This is a genomic window from Pseudomonas japonica (assembly GCF_900188455.1).
Lineage (GTDB): Bacteria > Pseudomonadota > Gammaproteobacteria > Pseudomonadales > Pseudomonadaceae > Aquipseudomonas > Aquipseudomonas japonica.
Window position 1 is genome coordinate 40072 of record NZ_FZOL01000014.1, and the last position, 20910, is coordinate 60981.

Consider the following 20910-nt stretch of genomic DNA (forward strand, 5'->3'; position numbering starts at 1 on the left):
TTGCCTGCGAAGGACCGCGCAGCGGTCCCCGAATGCGGTGAGGTCCGGGACCGCTTCGCGGTCCTTCGCAGGCAAGCCAGCTCCTACAGGGACCGCGTCGTGCTTCTTAGTCCGAGAGTTTCGGCAGGCACTCATCCAGCCGCTTGTACAGCGCACTCTCCACCGGCCAGTTCCTCAACAACCGCGCCCGGTCCCTGGCGAACGCCGGGGCGAAGCTCAGTTGCGTCGCATGCTGGCTCATCGCATCGAGGTCGATCAGCGCCCACTGCCCGTCCTGCCAGAACAGGTTGTAGGCCTTCAGGTCGCCATGGCTGATGCGCTCGTGAATCAACTGCGCCAGCAACTGCTGCAACGCCGCCAATTGCGCTTCAGGCACGTCACCGCTGTCCACGTACGGCGCGAAGCTGGTCATCAGGTCCGGCCCGTCGAGCAGTTCGGTGATCAGGTAGGCCTTGCCGCGCAGGCCCAGCGTGCGTGTCTCCAGCACCGCCAGCGGGGTGGGCGTGGCGAAGCCGAGGAACGCCAGGCGATGCCCTTCGATCCATGAATGCCAGGCCCGGCTCGGGCGCCAGAAGCGCTTGAACCAGTGGGCGGTGTTCTTGATGTTGTAGCGCTTGATCACCAGCGCCCGGCCATCGGCCTCGACCCGTGCCACGCTGGCGGCACCGCCGGTCTTGTACAGGTGCCCGGCGTCGATCAGCGCATCGGCGTTGTCCAGCACAGGCTGCATCGCGGCGACCTGCTTGCGCGGGATCGCCTTCAGGCCCGAGGCGCCGCGCTCGACGCTGAACAGCGTGCAATCACGACCGGCCTTGTCCAGGTAGTCCTTCAGGCGCCAGTGGCGGACCTTGTCGATCTGCTTCTGCAGGGCTTCCAGCGGCAGCGCGTGCTCGCTGTTGGCCAGCAGGTAGTGCACCAGCAGTTCCTCGATGAACGGTTCGAGGCGCTTGGGCAACTGGGCGAAGAGCACCCCGAGGTTCTGCAGCACCTGCTGGCGCGACAGCGGCTGGCCCGGGTTTTCCGCCTTGATCCCGCCACCGTCGATGACGTACAGCTGGCCGTCATGGCGCAGCAGGTTGTCCAGGTGCAGGTCGTCCTGCCACAGGCCCTTGGCGTGCAACTGCGCGACCGCGGCGAGGGCTTCGCCGAGGACCAGGCTCTGCGCGTCACTCAGCGGTGCCTGGGCTTCCACCTCGGCCCAGGCGTCGCCGAGGCTGCTGGAGCCTTCGAGGTATTCGAACAGCAACCAGCCACCTTCGCCTTCTTTCAGGCCGTCGGCCAGCAGTCGCGGGGTGGTCACGCCGTTGTCGGCGAGCAGGCGCACACCGTCCCGTTCCCGCTGGAAATGCCGCGCGGCGCTGCCGCCGACCAGCAATTTGGCCAGCACCGGCGTGCCCCGCCAGACCCCGGCTCCGACATAGCGCTGCCCCGGCAGCACCCGCAGCAGGCTGAGCAGTTGCAGCTCGGCGCTGCCGGCGGCATCGGCGAGGGTGATGCTCAACGGCAGCGCCGGGGTGCGCCCGGCATCCTTGAGTTCGGACAAGCGCATCAGCGGGTTTCCTTATGACGACGGCGACGCAGCAGGCGCTGCAGCCAGGCATTCACCAGCGCGCTGTCCGCAGGCTGATCCAGGTACGCCGACAGCAGCAGGCGCACGTCCGCCTCGCTCCAGAGCGGCGCGCGACGCAGCAGCGGCTCCAGGTCCTTGAGGCGGTCACGCTGGCCGAACAGCAGCGGCCGGGTCTTTTCCAGATCGATCAACTGGGCCTGCCAGCCGTCGCCGCGTTCGCGCAGGAAGATGTGCTTGGGATAGAAGCAGCCGTGGACCTGCCCGGCAGCATGGAGGGTGCGGGCCAACTGGCCGCAGGCGCGCAGGATGCCGTGGCGCTGGCCGGTGTCCAGCTGTTCCCACTGGCCGAGCAGCAGGTCGAGATCGGTCCACTCGTCCAGCGCCCGGGTCATGAGGATCGCCCGGCGCTCGCCGTCGATCTTGCGCTCGCCGTAGTACACAGCCTGCAGCGCTGGAATGCGCAGCTTCTGGTAGCGGCTGATATTGCGGAATTCGCGGGCGAAGGTCGGCTCGCCGAACGGCCGGTGCAGGGTGTGGGTCAGGTAGTTGCTCTGGCGCTTGAGGTAGTAGCCCTTGCCTTCGAGCTCCAGGCGAAACACGCTGCTCCAGCCACCACGGCCGGTGTTGGGCTCGTCCACCGCGTCCAGTTGCACCGCCCAGAGCTGGTCGAAGCCGTTCAGGCCGTGGCGTTCGAGCAGCGCCGTGTCGGTGTTGGCGACAAAATCACTCATTCGCGTCCCTCGAAAAACTTCACGATATGGCGGATGCGCTTCTTGTCGGCCGCGTTCAGGCGGTCGCGGTTGCGGTACTGCAGATAGAAGCGCAGGCGCTGGGTGGCCGACAGATGATACTTGGCCACTTTGTCCAGGCACGCCAGGTCCTTGGTGATGCGGTAGCGCAGCATGAAGCCCCACCAGAAGTCGCCGGTCGGGCAATCGATGAAGAATAGCGTGCCCGCGTCGTCCACCAGCAGGTTGCGCCACTTCAGGTCGTTGTGGGTGAAGTGGTGGTCATGCATGACCCGCGTATGCCGCGCCAGCTGCCGGCTGACGTGGTCGACCCAGTGGCGGTCGGCCAGGCGTGGGTCGTTGCTCTCGGCCAGGGCGTTGAGGTCTTCGGTGCGCGGCAGTTCGCGGGTGATCATCGCGCCGCGGCCGAAACTCAGGCCATTGCGCTCCAGGCCGCAGGCCACCACCTCGGCGGTGGGAATCTGCCACTTGGCGAACTGCTTGAGGTTCTGCCACTCGGCCTTGATCCGCGGCCGCCCCAGGTAGCGGCGCAGGTGCTTGCCGGCGCCGGTGTAGCGTTTGACGTAGTAGTTGACCCCGTCACGCTGGACGCGGATCACTTCGCTCAGCGGATCTCGGGTGAGTTGCTCGCCCTGCAGGGCGAACACCGCGTCGATACTGCCGAAATCCTCTGCCAGGGCCGCGTACTTCGGCTCCAGTGTCCAACCCGCCATCAGAGCGCATCCCCATACCGTTGCTTACGCTCGTAGAGCTTCTGCGCCTTGCCGTCCAGCCAGCGCAGCAGGCCCGCGTGTTCGGCGAGGATCTGGCGCAGCGGTTGCTGGAAATAGCCGCGCAGGAAGCGCAGCTTGTCGCGTCGCGTCAGGCCGATGTCCAGCGCCGAGAAATACAGGGCGGCCAGGTCCTTGTCGCGCCAGCGCCGGGTGATCCTGTCACGGGTCTGGGCGCGGTGCAGGTCGATGACCGACAGCTTGAAGTCATCCGCCGTCACCGGTTTGTCGGTGTGCAGGAGGAAGTGGCAGATGTAGCAGTCGCGGTGGTTGACCCCGGCGCGGTGCATGCCGCCGGTCATCTTCGCCACCTCGGCGATCAGCGCGCGCTTGAGGCGCGGCTCTGGCGGCTGGCGCAGCCAGTCGATGCTGAAGTCTTCCAGGCTGACCGTCGGCGCCAGTTCCTCGGTGACGATGAACGAGTGCTGGGTCGCCGGATTGCTGCCACGCTCGCCGAAGGCCACCGCGGTCATGGTCGGTACGCCGGCCTGGTGCAGGCGCTGGATCGCGGTCCATTCCTGGCCGGCGCCGAGCACCGGCAGCTTGGCGCTGAACAGGTTCTTGAAGATCTCGCCCCAGCCGATGCCGCGGTGGATCTTGACGAAATAGCCGTCGCCGGCGACCTCGGTGCGCAGGGTACGGCGGCCTTCCAGCTCGCGGTAGACCTCGCCCTGCAGCGCTTCGACGGCCTCGAAAGGGTCGCGTCCGGCCCACAGGCGCTTGAAGGGTTCTGCCAGGATCAGCTTCATGGGCGCTCCCCGAGAATCACGTCGGCGGCATGCTCCGGCATGCTGTACAGGTCGGCGGTCTCGGCGAAGGCCAGGCCGTTCCGGCCCCAGCTGGCGCGAGCCGCCGGGTCTTCGAGCATGCGCTGCAGGTAGCGGTTGAGCTGTTCCTGTTCGAACGGCTCGTCCAGCACCAGGCCGCTGTCGGCCTCGGCGATGTAGTGGGCGTAGCCGCACACCGCGGTGACCAGCACCGGCAGGCCGGCGACCAGCGCCTCCAGCAGCACGGTGCCGGTGTTCTCGTTGTAGGCCGGGTGGATCAGCACGTCGGCGCCGAGCAGGAAGCGCGGGATATCGCTGCGTCCCTTGAGGAACTGCACCTGGTCGCCAAGCCCCAGGGCGGTGCTCTGCAACTGGAACACCTTGGGATCGTCCTGGCCGATGACCATCAGCCGGGTGCGCTTGCGCAGGGCCGAGGGCAGGGCGGCGAGGGCCTTGAGGCTGCGGTCGGTGCCCTTGGTCTTGAACCCGGAACCGATCTGCACCAGCAGCAGGTCGTCGTCGCCGAGGTCGAATTCGCGGCGGAAGTCGGCGCGGATCTCGGCGGCGTTGGCCGGAGCCCGGCGGTCCTGGGAAATGCCCGGCGGCAGCAGGTGGAAGCGTTCTTCCGGGGTGCCGTAGTGCTTGATGAACAGCGGTTGCTGCACCTCGGAAATCATCAGGATTTCGGTGCGCGCGTCCTTCGCGAAGACCGCGCGCTCGTATTCGGCGAAGTGCCGGTAGCGGCCCCAGCGCCGGTACAGGCCGCCGCGCAGGGTCTGGGCCTTGTCCTCGAAGCAGCCGTCGGCGGCGTAGTAGACGTCCAGGCCGGGCATCTTGTTGAAGCCGATCAGGCGGTCGACCGGGCGTTTGGCCAGGTCGGCGGCCATCCAGGCGCTGAGTTTTTCATTGCGGCGGTGGTTGAACAGCGCCTTGACCGGCGCCACCAGCACTTCGAAACCGGGCGGCACGTCGCCTTCCCAGATCAGGGTGTAGACACGGATCTTGTGCCCGCGGCGCTGGCACTCCAGGGCGATGCGCATGAAGTCACGCTGCAGGCCACCGAAGGGGAAATACTTGTAGAGCACGAAAGCCAGTTGCATCAACGAACATCCTCGGCCCGCAGCAGCTCGCCCAACTGGCGTGCCACACGTTCGGGATTCAGGCGAGTGAAGCACAGCGGCCACTCACGTTTGAGATCGAACCGGCGCAGTTCCTCGGCGCTCGGTTTGTAGGTGCACTTCTTGCGCAGGCAGGGTGCGCAGGGGAAGTCGCTGGCCACATGGACCTGGGATTTGCCATAGGCCCCGGTGAGACCCGGATTGGTCGGGCCGAACAGGGAAATGGTCGGCACGTCCAGCGCCGCCGCGAGGTGGCCGAGTCCGGTATCGACGGCCACGCAGGCCTTGGCCGAGGCCAGCACCTTGCCAACCCCGGCAAGGTTCAATTTGGGTAGCACCTGGGCATTCTTCAAGCCCTGGGCGATGCGCTCGGCGCGGGCCTTCTCCGCCGGATTGCCCCACGGCAGGCAGACATGCAGGCCGGCGCGACCGAGGCGTTCGGCCAGCTGGCGCCAGTACAGCTCGGGCCAGTGCTTGGTGTCCCAGGTGGTGCCATGCAGGAACACCACGTAGGGCGCCACGCCGATCTGCTCCAGGCGGCTGCGGTCCAGGCCGTAGTCGCCGATGCCGTCCGGCAGGTCGTAGCCCAGGGCCAGGGCGAACAGCTGGCGGACCCGTTCGACCGCGTGCTGGCCGGTGGCAACCGACAGGCGGCGGTCATAGAAGCGGCTGGAGAGTCCTTCACGCGCCGAATAGCGGTCGAGGCCGGCGACCGGGGTCTTTTTCACGTAGCGGGTCAGCCAGGCGCTCTTGACCAGGCCCTGGGCATCGATCACCAGGTCGTACTTGCGCTCGCGGATACGCTTCTTGAACTGGCCCCATTCGCCGCTCTTGAAGGTCTGCCAGAGGTTCTTGCGCCAGCGGCGGATCGCCACCGGGATGACCTGGTCCACCGCCGGGTGCCAGCTGGGGATCTCGGCGAAGCCTTCTTCCACCACCCAGTCGAACCGGATGCCGGGGATGGCATGGGCCGCGTCGCTCAGGGCCGGCAGGGCGTGGATCACGTCGCCCAGGGACGAGGTCTTGATCAGCAGCACACGCACTTAGTCGACCTCTGGACTGATGTCGACCAGCGACGGGCCATTGAGGCGCTGCAATGCCGCCGCGACGGCATCCGGCTCCAGCTGGCGCAGGCAGTTGTAGTGGCCGTAGCGGCAGGTGCGGTCGAAGCACGGGCTGCAATCCAGGCCCAGGCGCACCACTTCGACCTGGTCGGCCAGCGGCGGGGTGAAGCCCGGCGACGTCGAGCCGTAGACCGCCACCAGCGGCCGGTTCAGCGCCGCGGCGACGTGCATCAGCCCGGAGTCGTTGGACACCACGGCATCGGCGCAGGACAGCAGGTCGATGGCCTCGGCCAGCGAGGTTTCCCCGGCCAGGTTGCTCGACTCCTCGCGAAAGCCCGGAATCAGCCGCGCGCGGATCTGCTCGCCGACCGGATGGTCGTTCTTCGAGCCGAACAGCCAGACCTGCCAGCCTTCACGGATCTTCAGCTCGGCGACCTTGGCGTAATGCTCTGCCGGCCATTTCTTCGCCTCGCCGAACTCGGCACCCGGGCACAGGGCCAGGACCGGGCGGTCCAGCTCCAGGCCGAACTTGGCCAGGGCCGCGGCACGGCTGGCATCCTCGATGCTCAGGCGCGGGCGCGGGTAGGGCTGCGGCAGGTCGCTGTCGGCCGGGTAGGCCAGGGCCATGAAACGCTCGATCATCAGCGGGTAGCGCGCCTTGTCCAGGCGCCGCACGTCGTTGAGCAGGCCGTAGCGGAATTCGCCACGCCAGCCGGTGCGCTTGGGAATCCCGGCGAAGAACGGCACCAGCGCCGACTTCAGCGAGTTGGGCAGGAGGATCGCCTGGTCGTACTGGCCGGCCAGGGACTTGCCGATGCGTCGCCGCGTGGCCAGGTCGAGCACGCCGTGGCCGAGCGGGAAGCTCAAGGCCTGGCGCACTTCGGGCATGCGTTCGAGGATCGGCCGGCTCCATTCGGGTGCCAGCACGTCGATCACGCAATCGGCGTGACGCTGCTTCAGGACCTGGAACAGCGTCTGCGCCATCACCATGTCGCCCACCCAGCTGGGCCCGATTATCAAAATTCTCATGCGTTATCCAGAAACGATCAGGGAGGCTGCAGTCTGTCTTGCAACAGCCTGGCCTCCCTTCTTTATATTCAGGCTCGGTCCAGTGTAAGTCACTGAGTGTAGGCTGGCGTCCTGCCAGCCGTTTGCGCTCACTGTTCAGCCAAGCCCCAACTCGCTCCAGATACGCCGGACTTCACGGCGTTCCGTGGCGAACTGGGCCGCGTCGATCACCCCGGCCTGTTTCTGCAGGGCCTGGCGGTGCGCGGCGGAGCGGAACGCCTTGTACACCTCGCGCAGCAGCACGGCATCGCTGGCGGGCATCAGCCCGGCCTCCTCGAGACCCTCGAGAATGCGGATGTTGTCGGTGTAGCGCAGCAGCGCCGGATGGCTGTGGGACCAGGCGAGCGCGGCGTATTGCACCATAAATTCAATATCGACGATACCACCGGCATCCTGCTTGATATCGAAGGGAACGCCGGCGTCGTAGGCGTTGCCCGCGGTACCGGCGGCGGTGCCTTTGGTGCCCAGGTTGTCGCGCATCTTGGCGCGCATCTCGCTGACTTCGACCCGCAGGGCGGCCAGGTCGCGCTGCTTGCCCAGGACCCGCGCGCGCACATCCTCGAAGGCTGCGCCAACCTGTTCGCAGCCCACCAGCACGCGGGCGCGGACCAGGGCCTGGTGCTCCCAGGTCCAGGCTTCGTTCTGCTGGTAACGTTCGAAAGCACCCACCGAGCTGACCAGCAACCCGGACGCACCGGATGGCCGCAGGCGCATGTCGACGTCATACAGCTGACCGGAGTTGGTCTGGGTGGTCAGCAGGTGAATGATGCGCTGGCCCAGGCGGGTGAAGAACTGCGCGCTGTCGATCGGCTTGGCGCCGTCGGTCTCGGCCTGCGGGTCGCCATCGTGGATGAACACCAGGTCGAGGTCCGAGCCGTGGCCCAGTTCGAGGCCGCCGACCTTGCCGTAGCCGACGATGATGAAGCCCGGGTCGCACGGGCTGCCGTCGCTGCGCTGCGGGCGGCCGTGGCGGGCCACGGTCTGGCGCCAGGACAGGGCCAGCACCTGGTTGAGAATGGCCTCGGCGAGCCAGGTCAGGTAGTCGCTGACCTTCATCAGCGGCAGGCTGCCGGCGATTTCCGAGGCGGCGACGCGCAGGCTGTGGGCCAGTTTGAAGTGGCGCAGGGCCTCCATCTGCTGTTCCAGGTCGTCCTCGGGGATGCGGGTCAGGCGTTCGCGCAGCTCGGCGGCCAGTTCCGGCGCCTTCGGCGGGCTGAACAGACGGCTTTCGTTGAGCAGTTCGTCGAGCAGCAGCGGGAAGCGCGCGATCTGCTCGGCAATCCACGGGCTGGCGGCGCACAGGGTTAGCAGGCGGCGCAGGGCCCCGGGGTTTTCCGTGAGCAGCACCAGGTAGGCGGAGCGGCGTGCCACGGCCTCGACCAGCGGCAGCACCCGTTCCAGCACCAGGTCCGGATCGTCGTGCTCCACGGCCTGGGCCAGCAGGCGCGGAATGAAGGCATCGAGGCGCTCGCGGCCGAGGCGCTGCATGGCCCGCAGCTGCGGGCTGGAACGCAGCGCGGCGAGCAGCTTGAGGGCGCGCTGGGCATCGCGGAAGCCGGCGTCCTGCAACTGGCGGCAGGCGGCTTCCTCGTCCTGGGCTTCTTCCCACAGCGGCAGCCATTCGCCGCCGACCACCACTTCACCTTCGCCTTCTTCTTCATCCGGATCGGCGATGACCTGGCGGAAGTGCCAGTCGATACGCCCGCGCCAGTGCATCAGCTGGGCGTGGAAGGCATCCCAGTCGGGGAAGCCGAGCATGAAGGCGATGCGCGCGCGGTCGAGGTCGTCGTCCGGCAGCATCTGGGTCTGGCGGTCGCCGATGGCCTGGATGGCGTGCTCGGTATACCGCAGGAATTCGTAGCCTTCGCGCAGCTCGGTGACCACCGCGGCGGGCAGGTAGCCCTGGCCTTCGAGGGTCGCCAGCACTTTAAGGAGGGGGCGCTGCTGCAGGCTCAGGTCGCGGCCCCCGTGGATCAGTTGGAAAGCCTGGGCGATGAACTCCACCTCGCGGATGCCGCCGGCACCCAGCTTGATGTTCGCCGACATGCCCTTGCGCCGGACTTCCTGCTGGATCAGCTGCTTCATGGTGCGCAGCGCTTCGATGGCGGAGAAGTCCAGGTAGCGGCGATAGACGAAGGGCCGCAGCATTTCCTGCAGTTGCGCGCCAGCGGCCTGGTCGCCGGCCACCACGCGGGCCTTGATCATGGCGTAGCGTTCCCAGTCGCGGCCCTGGTCCTGGTAGTACTGCTCCAGGGCATTGAAGCTCAGCACCAGGGCACCGGACGAACCGTAGGGGCGCAGGCGCATGTCGACACGGAAGACGAAGCCGTCGACGGTGATCGGGTCCAGTGCCTTGATCAGGCGCTGGCCGAGGCGGGTGAAGAACTCCTGGTTGTCCAGCGAGCGCTTGACCCCGGTGGTCTCGCCGCCTTCGGGGTAGGCGAAGATCAGGTCGATGTCCGAGGACAGGTTGAGCTCCACCGCGCCGAGCTTGCCCATGCCCAGCACCACCATCTGTTGCGGCTGGCCGCTGCGGCTGCCGGTCGGCGTGCCGAACTGCTCGCACAGGCGCGGATAGAGCCATTGATAGGCCTGGTCGATGGCGGCGTCGGCCATGTCGGAGAGGTCGCGGCAGGTTTCGATCAGGTCGGCCTGACGGGTCACGTCACGCCAGACGATGCGCACCTGGTGGCGGTTGCGCTGGCGGCGCAGGGCGCGGGCCAGGTCGTCCTCGCTGGTGGCGGCGCCGGCCGCGGCGGCCAGTTGCGCGCACAGCTCGCCGGGGGCGAAGCGGCGGTCGAGGTCGCCGCTGGCGGCCAGGTCGAGGAGCATCGCCGGATCACGCAGGCTCTGTTCCAGGACGAACACGCTGGCGGCCGAGACCCGGGCGAAGGCGGCCCAGCGTTCGGCGTTCCAGTCGTCCAGGCTCAGGCCGTCGGCGGCGGCCACGGCCCCGCGCAGGGCCTGTTGATTGTCGAGGGCGGTGGCTTGGAGGGTTTCTGGCAGCTCGACCAGCAAAGGCAGGCTCATGGTCTATCCTTGATCCGCGGGAAAAGGCAGGCAGTGACGAGGTGGCTGAAGCGCGGCCCGGGTTGGACTGTCGTACAAAAGTGAGAAATAGCTGCAATCTCGGAATTTCTGGCAGAAATCATCACGGCAGACCTTTTCGTAACCGGTTTTTAATCGCCGGTATCGTTTTATCTCACAAGCCAATGGATGGCCTGGGACTGTTCTCATGTAGTTTTACTACTGCTTTTTTCAGTCGAAGGCATGTAATGACGAACGATTTGTAGTAAAACTACACGCCGCCGGGACTACCTCCGGTAATCCAAGAATTCATGTCGTCTGCCCAAAAGGCCAGTCGCAAACTTCAGGCAACCGATTCTGGAAGCCTTTCCGCCCTGGAGCAAGCCATGCAAGACCTCGATCCCGTCGAAACCCAGGAATGGCTGGACGCCCTGGAGTCGGTCCTCGACAAAGAAGGCGAAGACCGCGCTCACTACCTGATGACCCGTATGGGCGAGCTGGCCACCCGTAGTGGCTCGCAGCTGCCGTACGCAATCACCACGCCATACCGCAACACCATTCCCGTCACCCACGAAGCACGCATGCCTGGCGACCTGTTCATGGAACGCCGCATTCGCTCGCTGGTGCGCTGGAACGCGTTGGCCATGGTAATGCGCACCAACCTGAAAGACTCGGACCTGGGCGGCCACATCTCTTCGTTCGCCTCCAGCGCAACCCTGTACGACATCGGCTTCAACTACTTCTTCCAGGCTCCGACCGACGAGCACGGCGGCGACCTGATCTTCTTCCAGGGCCACGCCTCGCCAGGCGTCTACGCCCGCGCCTTCATGGAAGGTCGCATCAGCGAAGACCAGATGAACAACTTCCGTCAGGAAGTCGATGGCAAGGGCCTGTCGTCCTACCCGCACCCATGGCTGATGCCTGACTTCTGGCAGTTCCCGACCGTATCCATGGGGCTGGGCCCGATCCAGGCGATCTACCAGGCGCGCTTCATGAAGTACCTGGAAGCTCGCGGCTACATCCCGGCCGGCAAGCAGAAAGTCTGGTGCTTCATGGGCGACGGCGAGTGCGACGAGCCGGAATCCCTGGGCGCGATCGCCCTGGCCGGCCGCGAGAAGCTGGACAACCTGATCTTCGTCATCAACTGCAACCTGCAGCGCCTCGACGGCCCGGTTCGCGGCAACGGCAAGATCATCCAGGAACTCGAAGGCGTGTTCCGTGGCGGTGGCTGGAACGTCAACAAAGTCGTCTGGGGCCGTTTCTGGGACCCACTGCTGGCCAAGGACACCGACGGTATCCTGCAGCGCCGCATGGACGAAGTCATCGACGGCGAGTACCAGAACTACAAGGCCAAGGACGGCGCGTTCGTCCGTGAGCACTTCTTCAATACGCCAGAACTCAAGGCCATGGTCGCCGACCTGTCCGACGACGAGATCTGGAAGCTCAACCGTGGTGGCCACGACCCGTACAAGGTCTATGCGGCCTACCACCAGGCGGTCAACCACAAAGAGCAGCCGACCGTCATCCTGGCCAAGACCATCAAGGGCTACGGCACCGGTGCTGGCGAAGCCAAGAACACCGCGCACAACACCAAGAAGGTCGACGTCGACAGCCTGCGTCACTTCCGTGACCGCTTCGACATCCCGGTCAAGGACGAAGAGCTGGAAAACCTGCCGTTCTTCAAGCCTGAAGAAGGCAGCGCCGAAGCGCGCTACCTGGCCGAGCGCCGCGCCGCACTGGGCGGTTTCGTACCGCAGCGCCGCAGCAAGTCGATCAGCATCCCGACTCCGCCACTGGAAACCCTGAAGGCGATCCTGGACGGCTCGGGCGACCGCGAAATCTCCACCACCATGGCCTTCGTGCGGATCCTCGCGCAACTGGTCAAGGACAAGGAAATCGGCCAGCGCATCGTTCCGATCATCCCGGACGAAGCCCGTACCTTCGGTATGGAAGGCATGTTCCGCCAGCTGGGCATCTACTCGTCCGTCGGTCAGCTCTACGAGCCAGTCGACAAAGACCAGGTGATGTTCTACCGCGAAGACAAGAAGGGCCAGATCCTCGAGGAAGGCATCAACGAAGCGGGCGCCATGTCCTCCTTCATTGCCGCCGGTACTTCGTACTCGAACCACAACCAGCCGATGCTGCCGTTCTACATCTTCTATTCGATGTTCGGCTTCCAGCGTATCGGTGACCTGGCCTGGGCTGCCGGCGACAGCCGTACCCGCGGCTTCCTGATCGGCGGTACCGCCGGCCGTACCACCCTGAACGGTGAAGGCCTGCAGCACGAAGACGGTCACAGCCACATGCTGGCTGCCACCATCCCGAACTGCCGCACCTATGATCCGACCTACGGCTACGAGCTGGCGGTGATCATCCAGGACGGCATGAAGAAGATGACCGAAGAGCAACAGGACGTCTTCTACTACATCACCGTGATGAACGAAGCCTACACCCAGCCAGCCATCCCGGCCGGCGCCGAGGAAGGCATCATCAAGGGCATGTACCTGCTGGAAGAAGACACCCGCGAAGCGGCGCACCACGTGCAACTGCTGGGCTCCGGCACCATCCTGCGCGAAGTCCGCGAAGCGGCGAAGATCCTGCGCGACGAGTACAACGTCGGCGCCGACGTCTGGTCCGTCACCAGCTTCAACGAACTGCGTCGCGACGGCCTGGCCGTGGAGCGCAGCAACCGCCTGAAGCCGGGTCAGAAACCACAGGTCACCTACGTCGAAGAGTGCCTGGCCGGCCGCAAGGGCCCGGTCATCGCGTCCACCGACTACATGAAGCTGTTCGCCGAGCAGATTCGTCAGTGGGTACCGAGCAAAGAGTTCAAGGTCCTGGGTACCGATGGTTTCGGTCGCAGCGACAGCCGCAAGAAGCTGCGTCACTTCTTCGAAGTCGACCGTCACTTCGTCGTGCTGGCTGCCCTGGAAGCCCTGGCTGACCGTGGCGAGATCGAACCGAAGGTGGTGGCCGACGCCATCGTCAAGTTCGGCATCGACCCGGACAAGCGCAACCCACTGGACTGCTGAGGAGTATTTTTAAGTGAGCGAAATCATTCGCGTACCTGACATCGGCAGCGGTGAAGGTGAAATCATCGAGCTGTTCGTCAAGGTCGGTGACCGTATCGAAGCAGACCAGAGCCTGCTGACCCTGGAGTCCGACAAGGCCTCCATGGAGATCCCGGCCCCCAAGGCTGGCGTGATCAAGGCGCTGAAGGTCAAGCTGGGCGACCGCCTGAAAGAAGGCGACGAACTGCTGGAACTGGAAGTCGAGGGTGCCGCCGCCGCGGCCCCCGAGGCACCTGCCGCCGCTCCTGCCGCTGCCGCGCCTGCCGCCGCACCGGCCGCGGCACCGGCACCCGCCGCCGCGCCAGCCGCGCCGGCTGCCGCCAGCGTGCAGGACATCCACGTGCCGGACATCGGTTCGTCGGGCAAGGCCAAGATCATCGAAGTGCTGGTCAAGGCCGGCGACACCGTCGAAGCCGACCAGTCGCTGATCACCCTGGAGTCCGACAAGGCCTCCATGGAGATCCCGTCGCCTGCCGCGGGCGTGGTCGAAGCCGTGATCGTGAAACTGGACGACGAAGTCGGCACCGGTGACCTGATCCTCAAACTGAAAGTCGCTGGCGCTGCACCTGCTGCCGCTCCGGCGCCTGCCGCTGCTGCACCGGCTCCGGCTGCTGCACCTGCTGCTGCCCCGGCCCCTGCTGCTGCCGCGCCGGCTCCAGCCGCTGCTGCTCCGGCCGCCGCGCCTGCACCAAGCGGTGCCAAGGTCCACGCCGGTCCTGCCGTGCGTCAGCTGGCCCGCGAGTTCGGTGTCGAGCTGAGCGCCGTGGCGCCGACCGGTCCGCACGGTCGCGTGCTGAAGGAAGACGTGCAGGTCTACGTCAAGGCCATGATGCAGAAGGCCAAGGAAGCCCCTGCCGCTGGCGGCGCTACCGGTGGCGCGGGCATCCCGCCGATCCCGGTCGTCGACTTCAGCAAGTTCGGTGAAGTGGAAGAAGTGGCCATGACCCGCCTGATGCAGGTCGGTGCCGCCAACCTGCACCGCAGCTGGCTGAACGTGCCGCACGTGACCCAGTTCGACTCGGCTGACATCACCGAGCTGGAAGCTTTCCGCGTCGCACAGAAAGCCGTGGCCGAGAAGGCCGGCGTCAAACTGACCGTGCTGCCGCTGCTGCTGAAAGCCTGCGCCTTCCTGCTCAAGGAACTGCCGGACTTCAACAGCTCGCTGGCGCCAAGCGGCAAGGCGATCATCCGCAAGAAATACGTGCACATCGGCTTTGCCGTGGACACCCCGGATGGTCTGCTGGTCCCGGTGATCAAGAACGTCGACCAGAAGAGCCTGCTGCAACTGGCTGCCGAAGCGGCTGCCCTGGCTGAAAAAGCCCGGACCAAGAAGCTTTCCGCGGACGACATGCAGGGTGCCTGCTTCACCATCTCCAGCCTCGGCCACATTGGCGGCACCGGCTTCACGCCGATCGTCAACGCGCCGGAAGTGGCGATCCTCGGTGTCTCCAAGGCCACCATGCAGCCGGTCTGGGACGGCAAGGCCTTCCAGCCGAAGCTGATGCTGCCGCTGTCGCTGTCCTACGATCACCGCGTGATCAACGGCGCCGCCGCCGCGCGCTTCACCAAGCGTCTGGGTGACGTGCTGGGCGATATCCGCACCATGCTGCTGTAACTGCTGTCCAGCCAGTCTCGTCCTGCCGGGCGGGGCTGGCGCACCCTTTTCGAGCTGCCACGCTCGTACCTCAACCCCGTCATCTGGCGGGGCTTTTTTTTGCCTGTGAAAACAAAAACAGACCTGCGCGCCCTTCCCGTAGGAGCGTGGCTTGCCCGCGAAGGACCGCATAGCGGTCCCCGAAGAGAGAACCCGGGACCGCTATGCGGTCCTTCGCGGGCAAGCCACGCTCCTACGGGCTGAAGAAAAGCATTGCCGTGCCGACATAGATCAAACCAGCATCAAACCTATTGCTTGTCAGCCCCCGGCGCATGATGCAACCTTGCCCGAACGTGCATAGCAAAGTGCCAAGCCCGTGCCATCAGTCTTATTCGAGCGAGCTTCCCATGAAGAGCCAAACCGATGCCGCCAGCCGTCCGGCGGCCGAGGTAGTGACGCAGTTACCGGTGCCATCACGGCTCGGCATGCTGCGTTTCGAGCGGCTGAACGAAGCGAGCTGGGCGATGCTCTATCTCGATCCGTGCTGCGAGCGCCAGTTCGGCCTGCCGGCCGTGGAGCTCTGTGCCCTGGTCGGCTCGCCCTACGCCAGCCTCATGGAGCCCGAAGCCCGCTACAAGCTGCATGACACCATCCAGGCGCAACTGGCGGCGAGCAATCACTATGTCAGCCGCTACACCCTGCACACCAACCACGGCCCGCTGAACCTGCTGGAACTGGGCGAGGCCTACAAGCAGCACAATCGTCAGTTGCTGCGCGGCTACCTGCTGGTGCTGGACGAGCAGGAAGGCATCAGCCCCGAGCTCAGCGCCGAAGACCTGGAAACCCGCAACAGCCGCCTGCAGATCGCCCTCAAGCTGAACCAGCAGGCACAGCAGGAGCAGCTCGAACACCTGGAGCGCGTGCGTGCCCAGCAGGACCTGATCCTGCACCTGGCGCGGCACCGCTACAGCGCCAGCAATTCGCTGCAGGAGGCTGCCGAGCTGATCACCCGCAGCGCCTGCGACATCTACCGGATCGAATGCGCCAGCCTGTGGTACCTGGAAGGCCAGCGCCTGGAGCCGATCTCCGCGTTCTATCGCGAGACCCGCGAGTACCGCACGCCCAAGCCGATCGATGCGAGCCTGTTCCCGGATTACCTGGAAGCCCTGCACACCAGCCGCGCCATCGATGCGCACAACGCCAGCCACGATCCGCGTACCCGCGACATCACCGAGAGCCTGCGCCCGCGCGATGTGATCGCCATGCTCGATGCCAGCATCCGCATCGATGGCCAGGTGGTCGGCGTGCTCTGCCTCGAACACGGCGGCAGTCCGCGGGCCTGGCAGAGCGACGAGATCGCCTTCGCCGGCGAGCTGGCCGACCAGTTCGCCCAGGTCATCAACAACCACAACCGCCGTGCCGCGACCAATGCCCTGCACCTGTTCCAGCGCGCGGTGGAGCAGAGCGCCAACGCCTTCCTGCTGGTCAACCGCGACGGCGTGGTGGAGTACGTCAACCCGAGCTTCACCGCGATCACCCAGTACAGCTCCGAGGAAGTCCAGGGCCATCGCCTGTCCGAACTGTCGGCCCTGGAGAACCTCAGCGAGCTGCTGTTCGACGAGTCCAGCCTGGCCGTGGGCAACAGCTGGCAGGGCGAGTTCAAGAGCCGACGCAAGAACCTCGAACCGTACTGGGGGCAACTGTCGATTTCCAAGGTGTATGGCGACAACCGCGAACTGACCCACTACATCGGCATCTACGAAGACATCACCCAGAACAAGCTGGCCCAGCAGCGCATCGAGCGCCTGGCCTACACCGACAACCTGACCGGACTGGGCAACCGCCCGGCGTTCATCCGCAACCTCGACGAGCGTTTCGCCCGCGACAGCGACACGCCGATCTGCCTGCTGCTGGTGGACATCGACAACTTCAAGCGGATCAACGACAGCCTCGGCCACCAGACCGGCGACAAGCTTCTGGTCAGCCTGGCCCGGCGCCTGCGCAACAGCCTCAGCCCGGGCGGCAGCCTGGCGCGGTTTGCCAGCAACGAATTCGCCGTGCTGCTGGACAACACCGACCTGGAAAGCGGCCAGCAGATCGCCCAGCAGTTGCTCAACACCCTCGACAAGCCGATGTTCGTCGACAACCAACTGATCAACGTCACCGGTTCCGTGGGCCTGGCCTGCGCGCCGCTGCATGGCCGCGATCCACAGACCCTGATGAAGAACGCCGGCCTGGCCCTGCACAAGGCCAAGGCCAACGGCAAGCACCAGGTCCAGGTGTTCACCGAGGCGCTGAACGCCGAGGCCAGCTACAAGCTGTTCGTCGAGAACAACCTGCGCCGCGCCCTGGCGCAGAACGAACTGCAGGTGTTCTACCAGCCCAAGCTGTGCCTGCGCACCGGGCGCCTGCTCGGCCTGGAAGCCTTGCTGCGCTGGAACCATCCGGAGAAGGGCATGATCCGTCCGGACCAGTTCATCAGCGTCGCCGAGGAAACCGGCCTGATCATCCCCATCGGCAAATGGGTGGCGCGCCAGGCCTGCCGCATGAGCCAGCAACTGGCCGCGGAAGGCATGGGCAGCCTGCAGGTGGCGATCAACCTGTCGCCCAAGCAGTTCTCCGATCCGGACCTGGTCGCGTCGATCGCCAACATCCTCCAGGAAGAGGCGCTGCCGCCGCACCTGCTGGAGCTGGAACTGACCGAAGGCCTGCTGCTGGAAGCCACCGAGGACACCCGGCGCCAGCTCGACCAGCTCAAGCAACTGGGCCTGACCCTGGCCATGGACGACTTCGGCACCGGCTATTCGTCGCTGAGCTACCTGAAGAAGTTTCCCATCGACATCATCAAGATCGATCGCAGCTTCATCAACGAGATCCCGGCCAACCAGGACGACATGGAAATCACCTCGGCGGTGGTGGCCATGGCCCACAACCTCAAGCTCAAGGTGGTCGCCGAGGGTATCGAGACCGCCGAGCAGCTGGCGTTCCTGCGTCGGCATCGCTGCGACGTCGGCCAGGGCTACCTGTTCGACAAGCCGATTCCCGGCGACGAACTGGTTGACAAGCTCAAGCGCTACCCGCGTGGCCCCAGCGCCTGACAGCCAGGCAACACTCGGGCACACTACCGGTCTATCCCGTTGACGGTATCGCTCGCGATACTGCCCGCCCTTACTGACAAGAGGAATGGGTTCATGGTCCTGCGTTCGGAAATCCTCGTGAATAAAAACGTCCTGCCTACCGCGGAACAGGCCCTGCCTGGCCGCGAAACCCCGATGGCCCTGCCGGAAAAGCATTTCGTCTTCACTGAAACGCCGCTGCTCGGTCCCTTCTTCGAAAACGCCGTCGACTTCGCCATCTTTGGCCTGGGTTGCTTCTGGGGCGCCGAGCGGCGTTTCTGGCAACGTGAAGGCGTGATCAGCACCGTGGTCGGTTATGCCGGCGGCTTCACCCCGAACCCGACCTACGAAGAAGTCTGCTCGGGCCTGACCGGCCATACCGAAGTGGTACTGGTGGTGTTCGACAAGGACAAGCTCAGCTACCGCGAACTGCTGGCGATGTTCTGGGAACTGCACAACCCGACCCAGGGCATGCGCCAGGGCAACGACATCGGCACCCAGTACCGCTCGGTGATCTACTGCACCTCGCCGCAGCAACTCAAGGAAGCCGAGGCCAGCCGCGAGCAGTACCAGGCCGAGCTGAGCAAGTCCGGTTTCGGCGAGATCACCACCGAGATCGACCAGGCGCCGACCGTGTACTTCGCCGAGGCCTACCACCAGCAGTACCTGGCGAAGAACCCCGATGGCTACTGCGGCATCGGCGGTACCGGCGTGTGTCTGCCACCGAGCCTGCAAGGCAACTGAGGAGCGGCCATGAGCACAGCGAGCATGACCCTGTTTCACTCGCCGATGTCGCCCTTCGTGCGCAAGGTGAGAGTGGTGCTGCACGAGACCGGCCAGACCGACCGGGTCGCGCTGCAGGCGGTCAATGTCAGCCCGGTCAGCCCTGACGCGGACCTCAACCAGGGCAACCCGGCGGGCAAGCTGCCGGCGCTGCGTCTGGAGGATGGCACCGTGTTGCACGACAGCCGGGTGATCGTCGATTTCCTCGATCAGCAGCATGTCGGCAATCCGCTGATTCCCCGCGAGGGCTCGGCGCGCTGGCGGCGCCTGACGCTGGCCTCGCAGGCCGACGCGATCATGGATGCGGCGGTGCTGACCCGCTACGAAACCTTCCTGCGGCCGGCGGAGAAGCGCTGGGATGCGTGGGTCGAGGCGCAGTCGGAGAAGATCCGTCGGGCGCTGGCGGATCTCGAAGACAACCACATGGCCGAGATTGCCTCGGCCTTTGACGTCGCCGCGATCGGCGTGGCCTGTGCCCTGGGCTATATCGACCTGCGCATGCCGGACTTCGGCTGGCGCGAACGGCAGCCGAAGCTGGCGGCGTGGTATGCCGAGGTCAGTCAGCGGGAGTCGATGCGCCTGACCGCGCCTCCGGTGTGATGGTTTTTGGGCCCGCTTGGCGGGCCTTCGCAGGCAAGCCAGCTCCTACAGTTTGGAGCGCGGTGTGTGCCTTGTAGGAGCGTGGCTTGCCCGCGAACGACCGCGGAGCGGTCGCAATCCAGCCGACGCCAGACGATATGACACTCCGCCATCCAGACATCCCCGATCCCTCGTGCCAGAACCCAGCCCAGGGTTCTTTCCTCCCTGAGCCCGCTCATGCCCGCACCTGCCCGGCGCGATACCAGTCCAGCCGCCGTGTCAGCACCATGAACACCCCGAGCAGGGCGAACAGCAGCAAGGCGCCCATCAGCAACGCGTAGTCCTCGGCACTCAGCAGCCCGTACAACAGCGCATACAGCACCGCCAGCCCCATGGCAAAACCGAGCCCGCGCACGGCGCTGTGCAGCACATGGCACAGGTAGAAACCGATCAGCCCGACACAGCCGCTCGCAGACACCAGGTACGCCATGCCGAAGCCGATGTGCTCCGACAACGACAGCAGCAACAGATAGAACAGCGCCAGCGCCGCGCCCACCAGGGCGTACTGGATCGGGTGCACGCTCAGGTCGCGCAGCACCTCGAAGAGGAAGAAGCCGGCGAAGGTCAGGGCGATGAACAGCAGCGCGTACTTGATCGCCCGCTCGCTCTTCAGGTACTGGTCCACCGGGTCGATGAAGCTGACGCCGAAGGCACGGCCCTGGAAGTCCGCACAGTTTTCACTGGCCACGCAGCGGGTGACGGCTTCCTCGAGGTTGGTGGAGAAGAACGAGGTCTGCCAATGGGCCTTGAAGCCCTTGTCGTCGACTTCCCGGCTGTTCGGCAGGTAGTTGCCGATGAAGCTCGGGTGCGGCCAGTTGGCGGCGAGGGTCACCGTGCTGCTGCGCCCCACCGGCAATACGTGCAACTGGCCGGTGCCTTGCAGACTGAGGTCGTAGGCATAGTCCAGACGCAGTTCCGCGCTGCGGTCGAGCTCGCCGAGCATGGCGTGCACGCCGCCGCCGAGCCAGTCCAGCCGGCTGCCGGCGGCGAAGTCCAGGGGGCGGCCGTTGAGCTGCAGTTGCAGGCCGTTCTGGATACCGCGGATGTCGCTGATGCCAACGGCGATGAACGGCGTGTCGAAGCGGTAGTCGTCGAGGTCGCGGGTGACGCCCCAGTTGGCCGGCACCTTGAACTGCCCGCTGACGTGGCTGCGGGCGTGGAACAGCCGGGCCTGGTAGATGCCGCGAGCGCGCAGCTCGGTGTCGACCGTGCCATCGAGCACGAAGGTGTCCGGAAGGAAGGTCAGGTAACCCTTGTTGACCCGGGTTTCCTGGAAGCTCTTGCCATCCTGCACCTTCCACACGCGCTCGTACTTGCTGTAGGGCACCACCAGGATCGGCCCGCTGATCTGCTGGGCATGGCTGGAGCTCTGGGCGATGTCCTCGAGCACGCTGTCGCGCAGGGATTGTCGCTCGTCGATCAGGCCGCCGATCATCAGCAGCGGTATCAGCAAGGCCACCACCAGCAGGGCGATGGTGCCGAGTTTCAGACTCAGGTTCTTGTTCATGGAAAGGGCTCCGCTTGAGAAGGAGCCCAGTCTGCCGACCGCGTGTGGAGCGTCGCGGGAGCCAGTG

Annotated in this window: 14 protein-coding genes; 5 read left to right on the plus strand and 9 right to left on the minus strand. The window is 65.7% G+C overall.

Annotated features, from left to right (window positions below; genetic code table 11):
* Positions 1–106 precede the first annotated feature (106 nt).
* From CHB99_RS17385 to glnE, 8 genes are all read right to left on the minus strand, one after another.
* Positions 107–1549: a lipopolysaccharide kinase InaA family protein gene (locus tag CHB99_RS17385; protein ID WP_042124073.1), complete on the minus strand. Its 1443-nt coding sequence runs from the start codon at positions 1547–1549 to the stop codon at positions 107–109.
* Positions 1549–2301, minus strand: coding sequence for a lipopolysaccharide kinase InaA family protein (locus CHB99_RS17390; protein WP_042124072.1), 753 nt, complete (start codon positions 2299–2301; stop codon positions 1549–1551). The genes CHB99_RS17385 and CHB99_RS17390 overlap by 1 nt, the downstream gene beginning before the upstream one ends.
* Positions 2298–3032, minus strand: coding sequence for a lipopolysaccharide kinase InaA family protein (locus tag CHB99_RS17395; RefSeq protein ID WP_042124070.1), 735 nt, complete (start codon positions 3030–3032; stop codon positions 2298–2300). Before CHB99_RS17395 ends, CHB99_RS17390 begins: the two co-directional genes overlap by 4 nt.
* Complete coding sequence (gene rfaP / locus CHB99_RS17400) at positions 3032–3838, minus strand: lipopolysaccharide core heptose(I) kinase RfaP (protein ID WP_042124068.1); 807 nt, start codon at positions 3836–3838, stop codon at positions 3032–3034. The genes CHB99_RS17395 and rfaP overlap by 1 nt, the downstream gene beginning before the upstream one ends.
* Positions 3835–4956: a glycosyltransferase family 4 protein gene (locus CHB99_RS17405; protein ID WP_042124066.1), complete on the minus strand. Its 1122-nt coding sequence runs from the start codon at positions 4954–4956 to the stop codon at positions 3835–3837. Before CHB99_RS17405 ends, rfaP begins: the two co-directional genes overlap by 4 nt.
* Positions 4956–6017: a lipopolysaccharide heptosyltransferase I gene (gene waaC, locus CHB99_RS17410; protein ID WP_042124065.1), complete on the minus strand. Its 1062-nt coding sequence runs from the start codon at positions 6015–6017 to the stop codon at positions 4956–4958. Before waaC ends, CHB99_RS17405 begins: the two co-directional genes overlap by 1 nt.
* Positions 6018–7067 (minus strand): lipopolysaccharide heptosyltransferase II, encoded by a 1050-nt coding sequence (waaF, locus tag CHB99_RS17415; RefSeq protein WP_042124063.1) that lies wholly within the window; start codon positions 7065–7067, stop codon positions 6018–6020.
* A gap of 135 nt (positions 7068–7202) precedes the next feature.
* Positions 7203–10136, minus strand: coding sequence for a bifunctional [glutamate--ammonia ligase]-adenylyl-L-tyrosine phosphorylase/[glutamate--ammonia-ligase] adenylyltransferase (glnE, locus tag CHB99_RS17420; RefSeq protein WP_042124061.1), 2934 nt, complete (start codon positions 10134–10136; stop codon positions 7203–7205).
* Between the two features lie 383 nt (positions 10137–10519).
* On the opposite strand from glnE, the gene aceE reads away from it, so the two are divergent.
* From aceE to CHB99_RS17445, 5 genes are all read left to right on the plus strand, one after another.
* A complete protein-coding gene (gene aceE, locus CHB99_RS17425; protein WP_042124059.1) occupies positions 10520–13165 on the plus strand; it encodes a pyruvate dehydrogenase (acetyl-transferring), homodimeric type in 2646 nt (881 codons plus the stop codon).
* 13 nt (positions 13166–13178) lie between these two features.
* On the plus strand, positions 13179–14819 hold the full coding sequence (gene aceF / locus CHB99_RS17430; protein ID WP_042124057.1) for a dihydrolipoyllysine-residue acetyltransferase: 1641 nt from the start codon (positions 13179–13181) through the stop codon (positions 14817–14819).
* A 386-nt stretch (positions 14820–15205) separates the two neighbouring features.
* The gene (locus CHB99_RS17435; protein WP_042124047.1) at positions 15206–17896 is read left to right on the plus strand and encodes a putative bifunctional diguanylate cyclase/phosphodiesterase; all 2691 of its coding nucleotides are present in this window, start codon (positions 15206–15208) and stop codon (positions 17894–17896) included.
* 93 nt (positions 17897–17989) lie between these two features.
* Complete coding sequence (gene msrA, locus CHB99_RS17440) at positions 17990–18658, plus strand: peptide-methionine (S)-S-oxide reductase MsrA (RefSeq protein ID WP_042124045.1); 669 nt, start codon at positions 17990–17992, stop codon at positions 18656–18658.
* A gap of 9 nt (positions 18659–18667) precedes the next feature.
* Positions 18668–19297 (plus strand): glutathione S-transferase, encoded by a 630-nt coding sequence (locus CHB99_RS17445; RefSeq protein WP_042124043.1) that lies wholly within the window; start codon positions 18668–18670, stop codon positions 19295–19297.
* Between the two features lie 214 nt (positions 19298–19511).
* On the opposite strand, the gene creD is transcribed toward CHB99_RS17445, so the two are convergent.
* Complete coding sequence (gene creD, locus CHB99_RS17450; RefSeq protein ID WP_042124041.1) at positions 19512–20843, minus strand: cell envelope integrity protein CreD; 1332 nt, start codon at positions 20841–20843, stop codon at positions 19512–19514.
* Between the last annotated feature and the right edge of the window lie 67 nt (positions 20844–20910).

What these genes read in the sequence shown, in the direction of transcription:
- CHB99_RS17435 (WP_042124047.1), top strand. Translation starts at nt 15,206, where the DNA reads ATGAAGAGCCAAACCGATGCCGCCAGCCGTCCGGCGGCCGAGGTAGTG.
- glnE (WP_042124061.1), bottom strand. Translation starts at nt 10,136, where the DNA reads ATGAGCCTGCCTTTGCTGGTCGAGCTGCCAGAAACCCTCCAAGCCACC.
- aceE (WP_042124059.1), top strand. Translation starts at nt 10,520, where the DNA reads ATGCAAGACCTCGATCCCGTCGAAACCCAGGAATGGCTGGACGCCCTG.
- creD (WP_042124041.1), bottom strand. Translation starts at nt 20,843, where the DNA reads ATGAACAAGAACCTGAGTCTGAAACTCGGCACCATCGCCCTGCTGGTG.
- CHB99_RS17445 (WP_042124043.1), top strand. Translation starts at nt 18,668, where the DNA reads ATGAGCACAGCGAGCATGACCCTGTTTCACTCGCCGATGTCGCCCTTC.
- CHB99_RS17405 (WP_042124066.1), bottom strand. Translation starts at nt 4,956, where the DNA reads ATGCAACTGGCTTTCGTGCTCTACAAGTATTTCCCCTTCGGTGGCCTG.
- msrA (WP_042124045.1), top strand. Translation starts at nt 17,990, where the DNA reads ATGGTCCTGCGTTCGGAAATCCTCGTGAATAAAAACGTCCTGCCTACC.
- rfaP (WP_042124068.1), bottom strand. Translation starts at nt 3,838, where the DNA reads ATGAAGCTGATCCTGGCAGAACCCTTCAAGCGCCTGTGGGCCGGACGC.
- waaF (WP_042124063.1), bottom strand. Translation starts at nt 7,067, where the DNA reads ATGAGAATTTTGATAATCGGGCCCAGCTGGGTGGGCGACATGGTGATG.
- CHB99_RS17390 (WP_042124072.1), bottom strand. Translation starts at nt 2,301, where the DNA reads ATGAGTGATTTTGTCGCCAACACCGACACGGCGCTGCTCGAACGCCAC.
- CHB99_RS17395 (WP_042124070.1), bottom strand. Translation starts at nt 3,032, where the DNA reads ATGGCGGGTTGGACACTGGAGCCGAAGTACGCGGCCCTGGCAGAGGAT.
- CHB99_RS17385 (WP_042124073.1), bottom strand. Translation starts at nt 1,549, where the DNA reads ATGCGCTTGTCCGAACTCAAGGATGCCGGGCGCACCCCGGCGCTGCCG.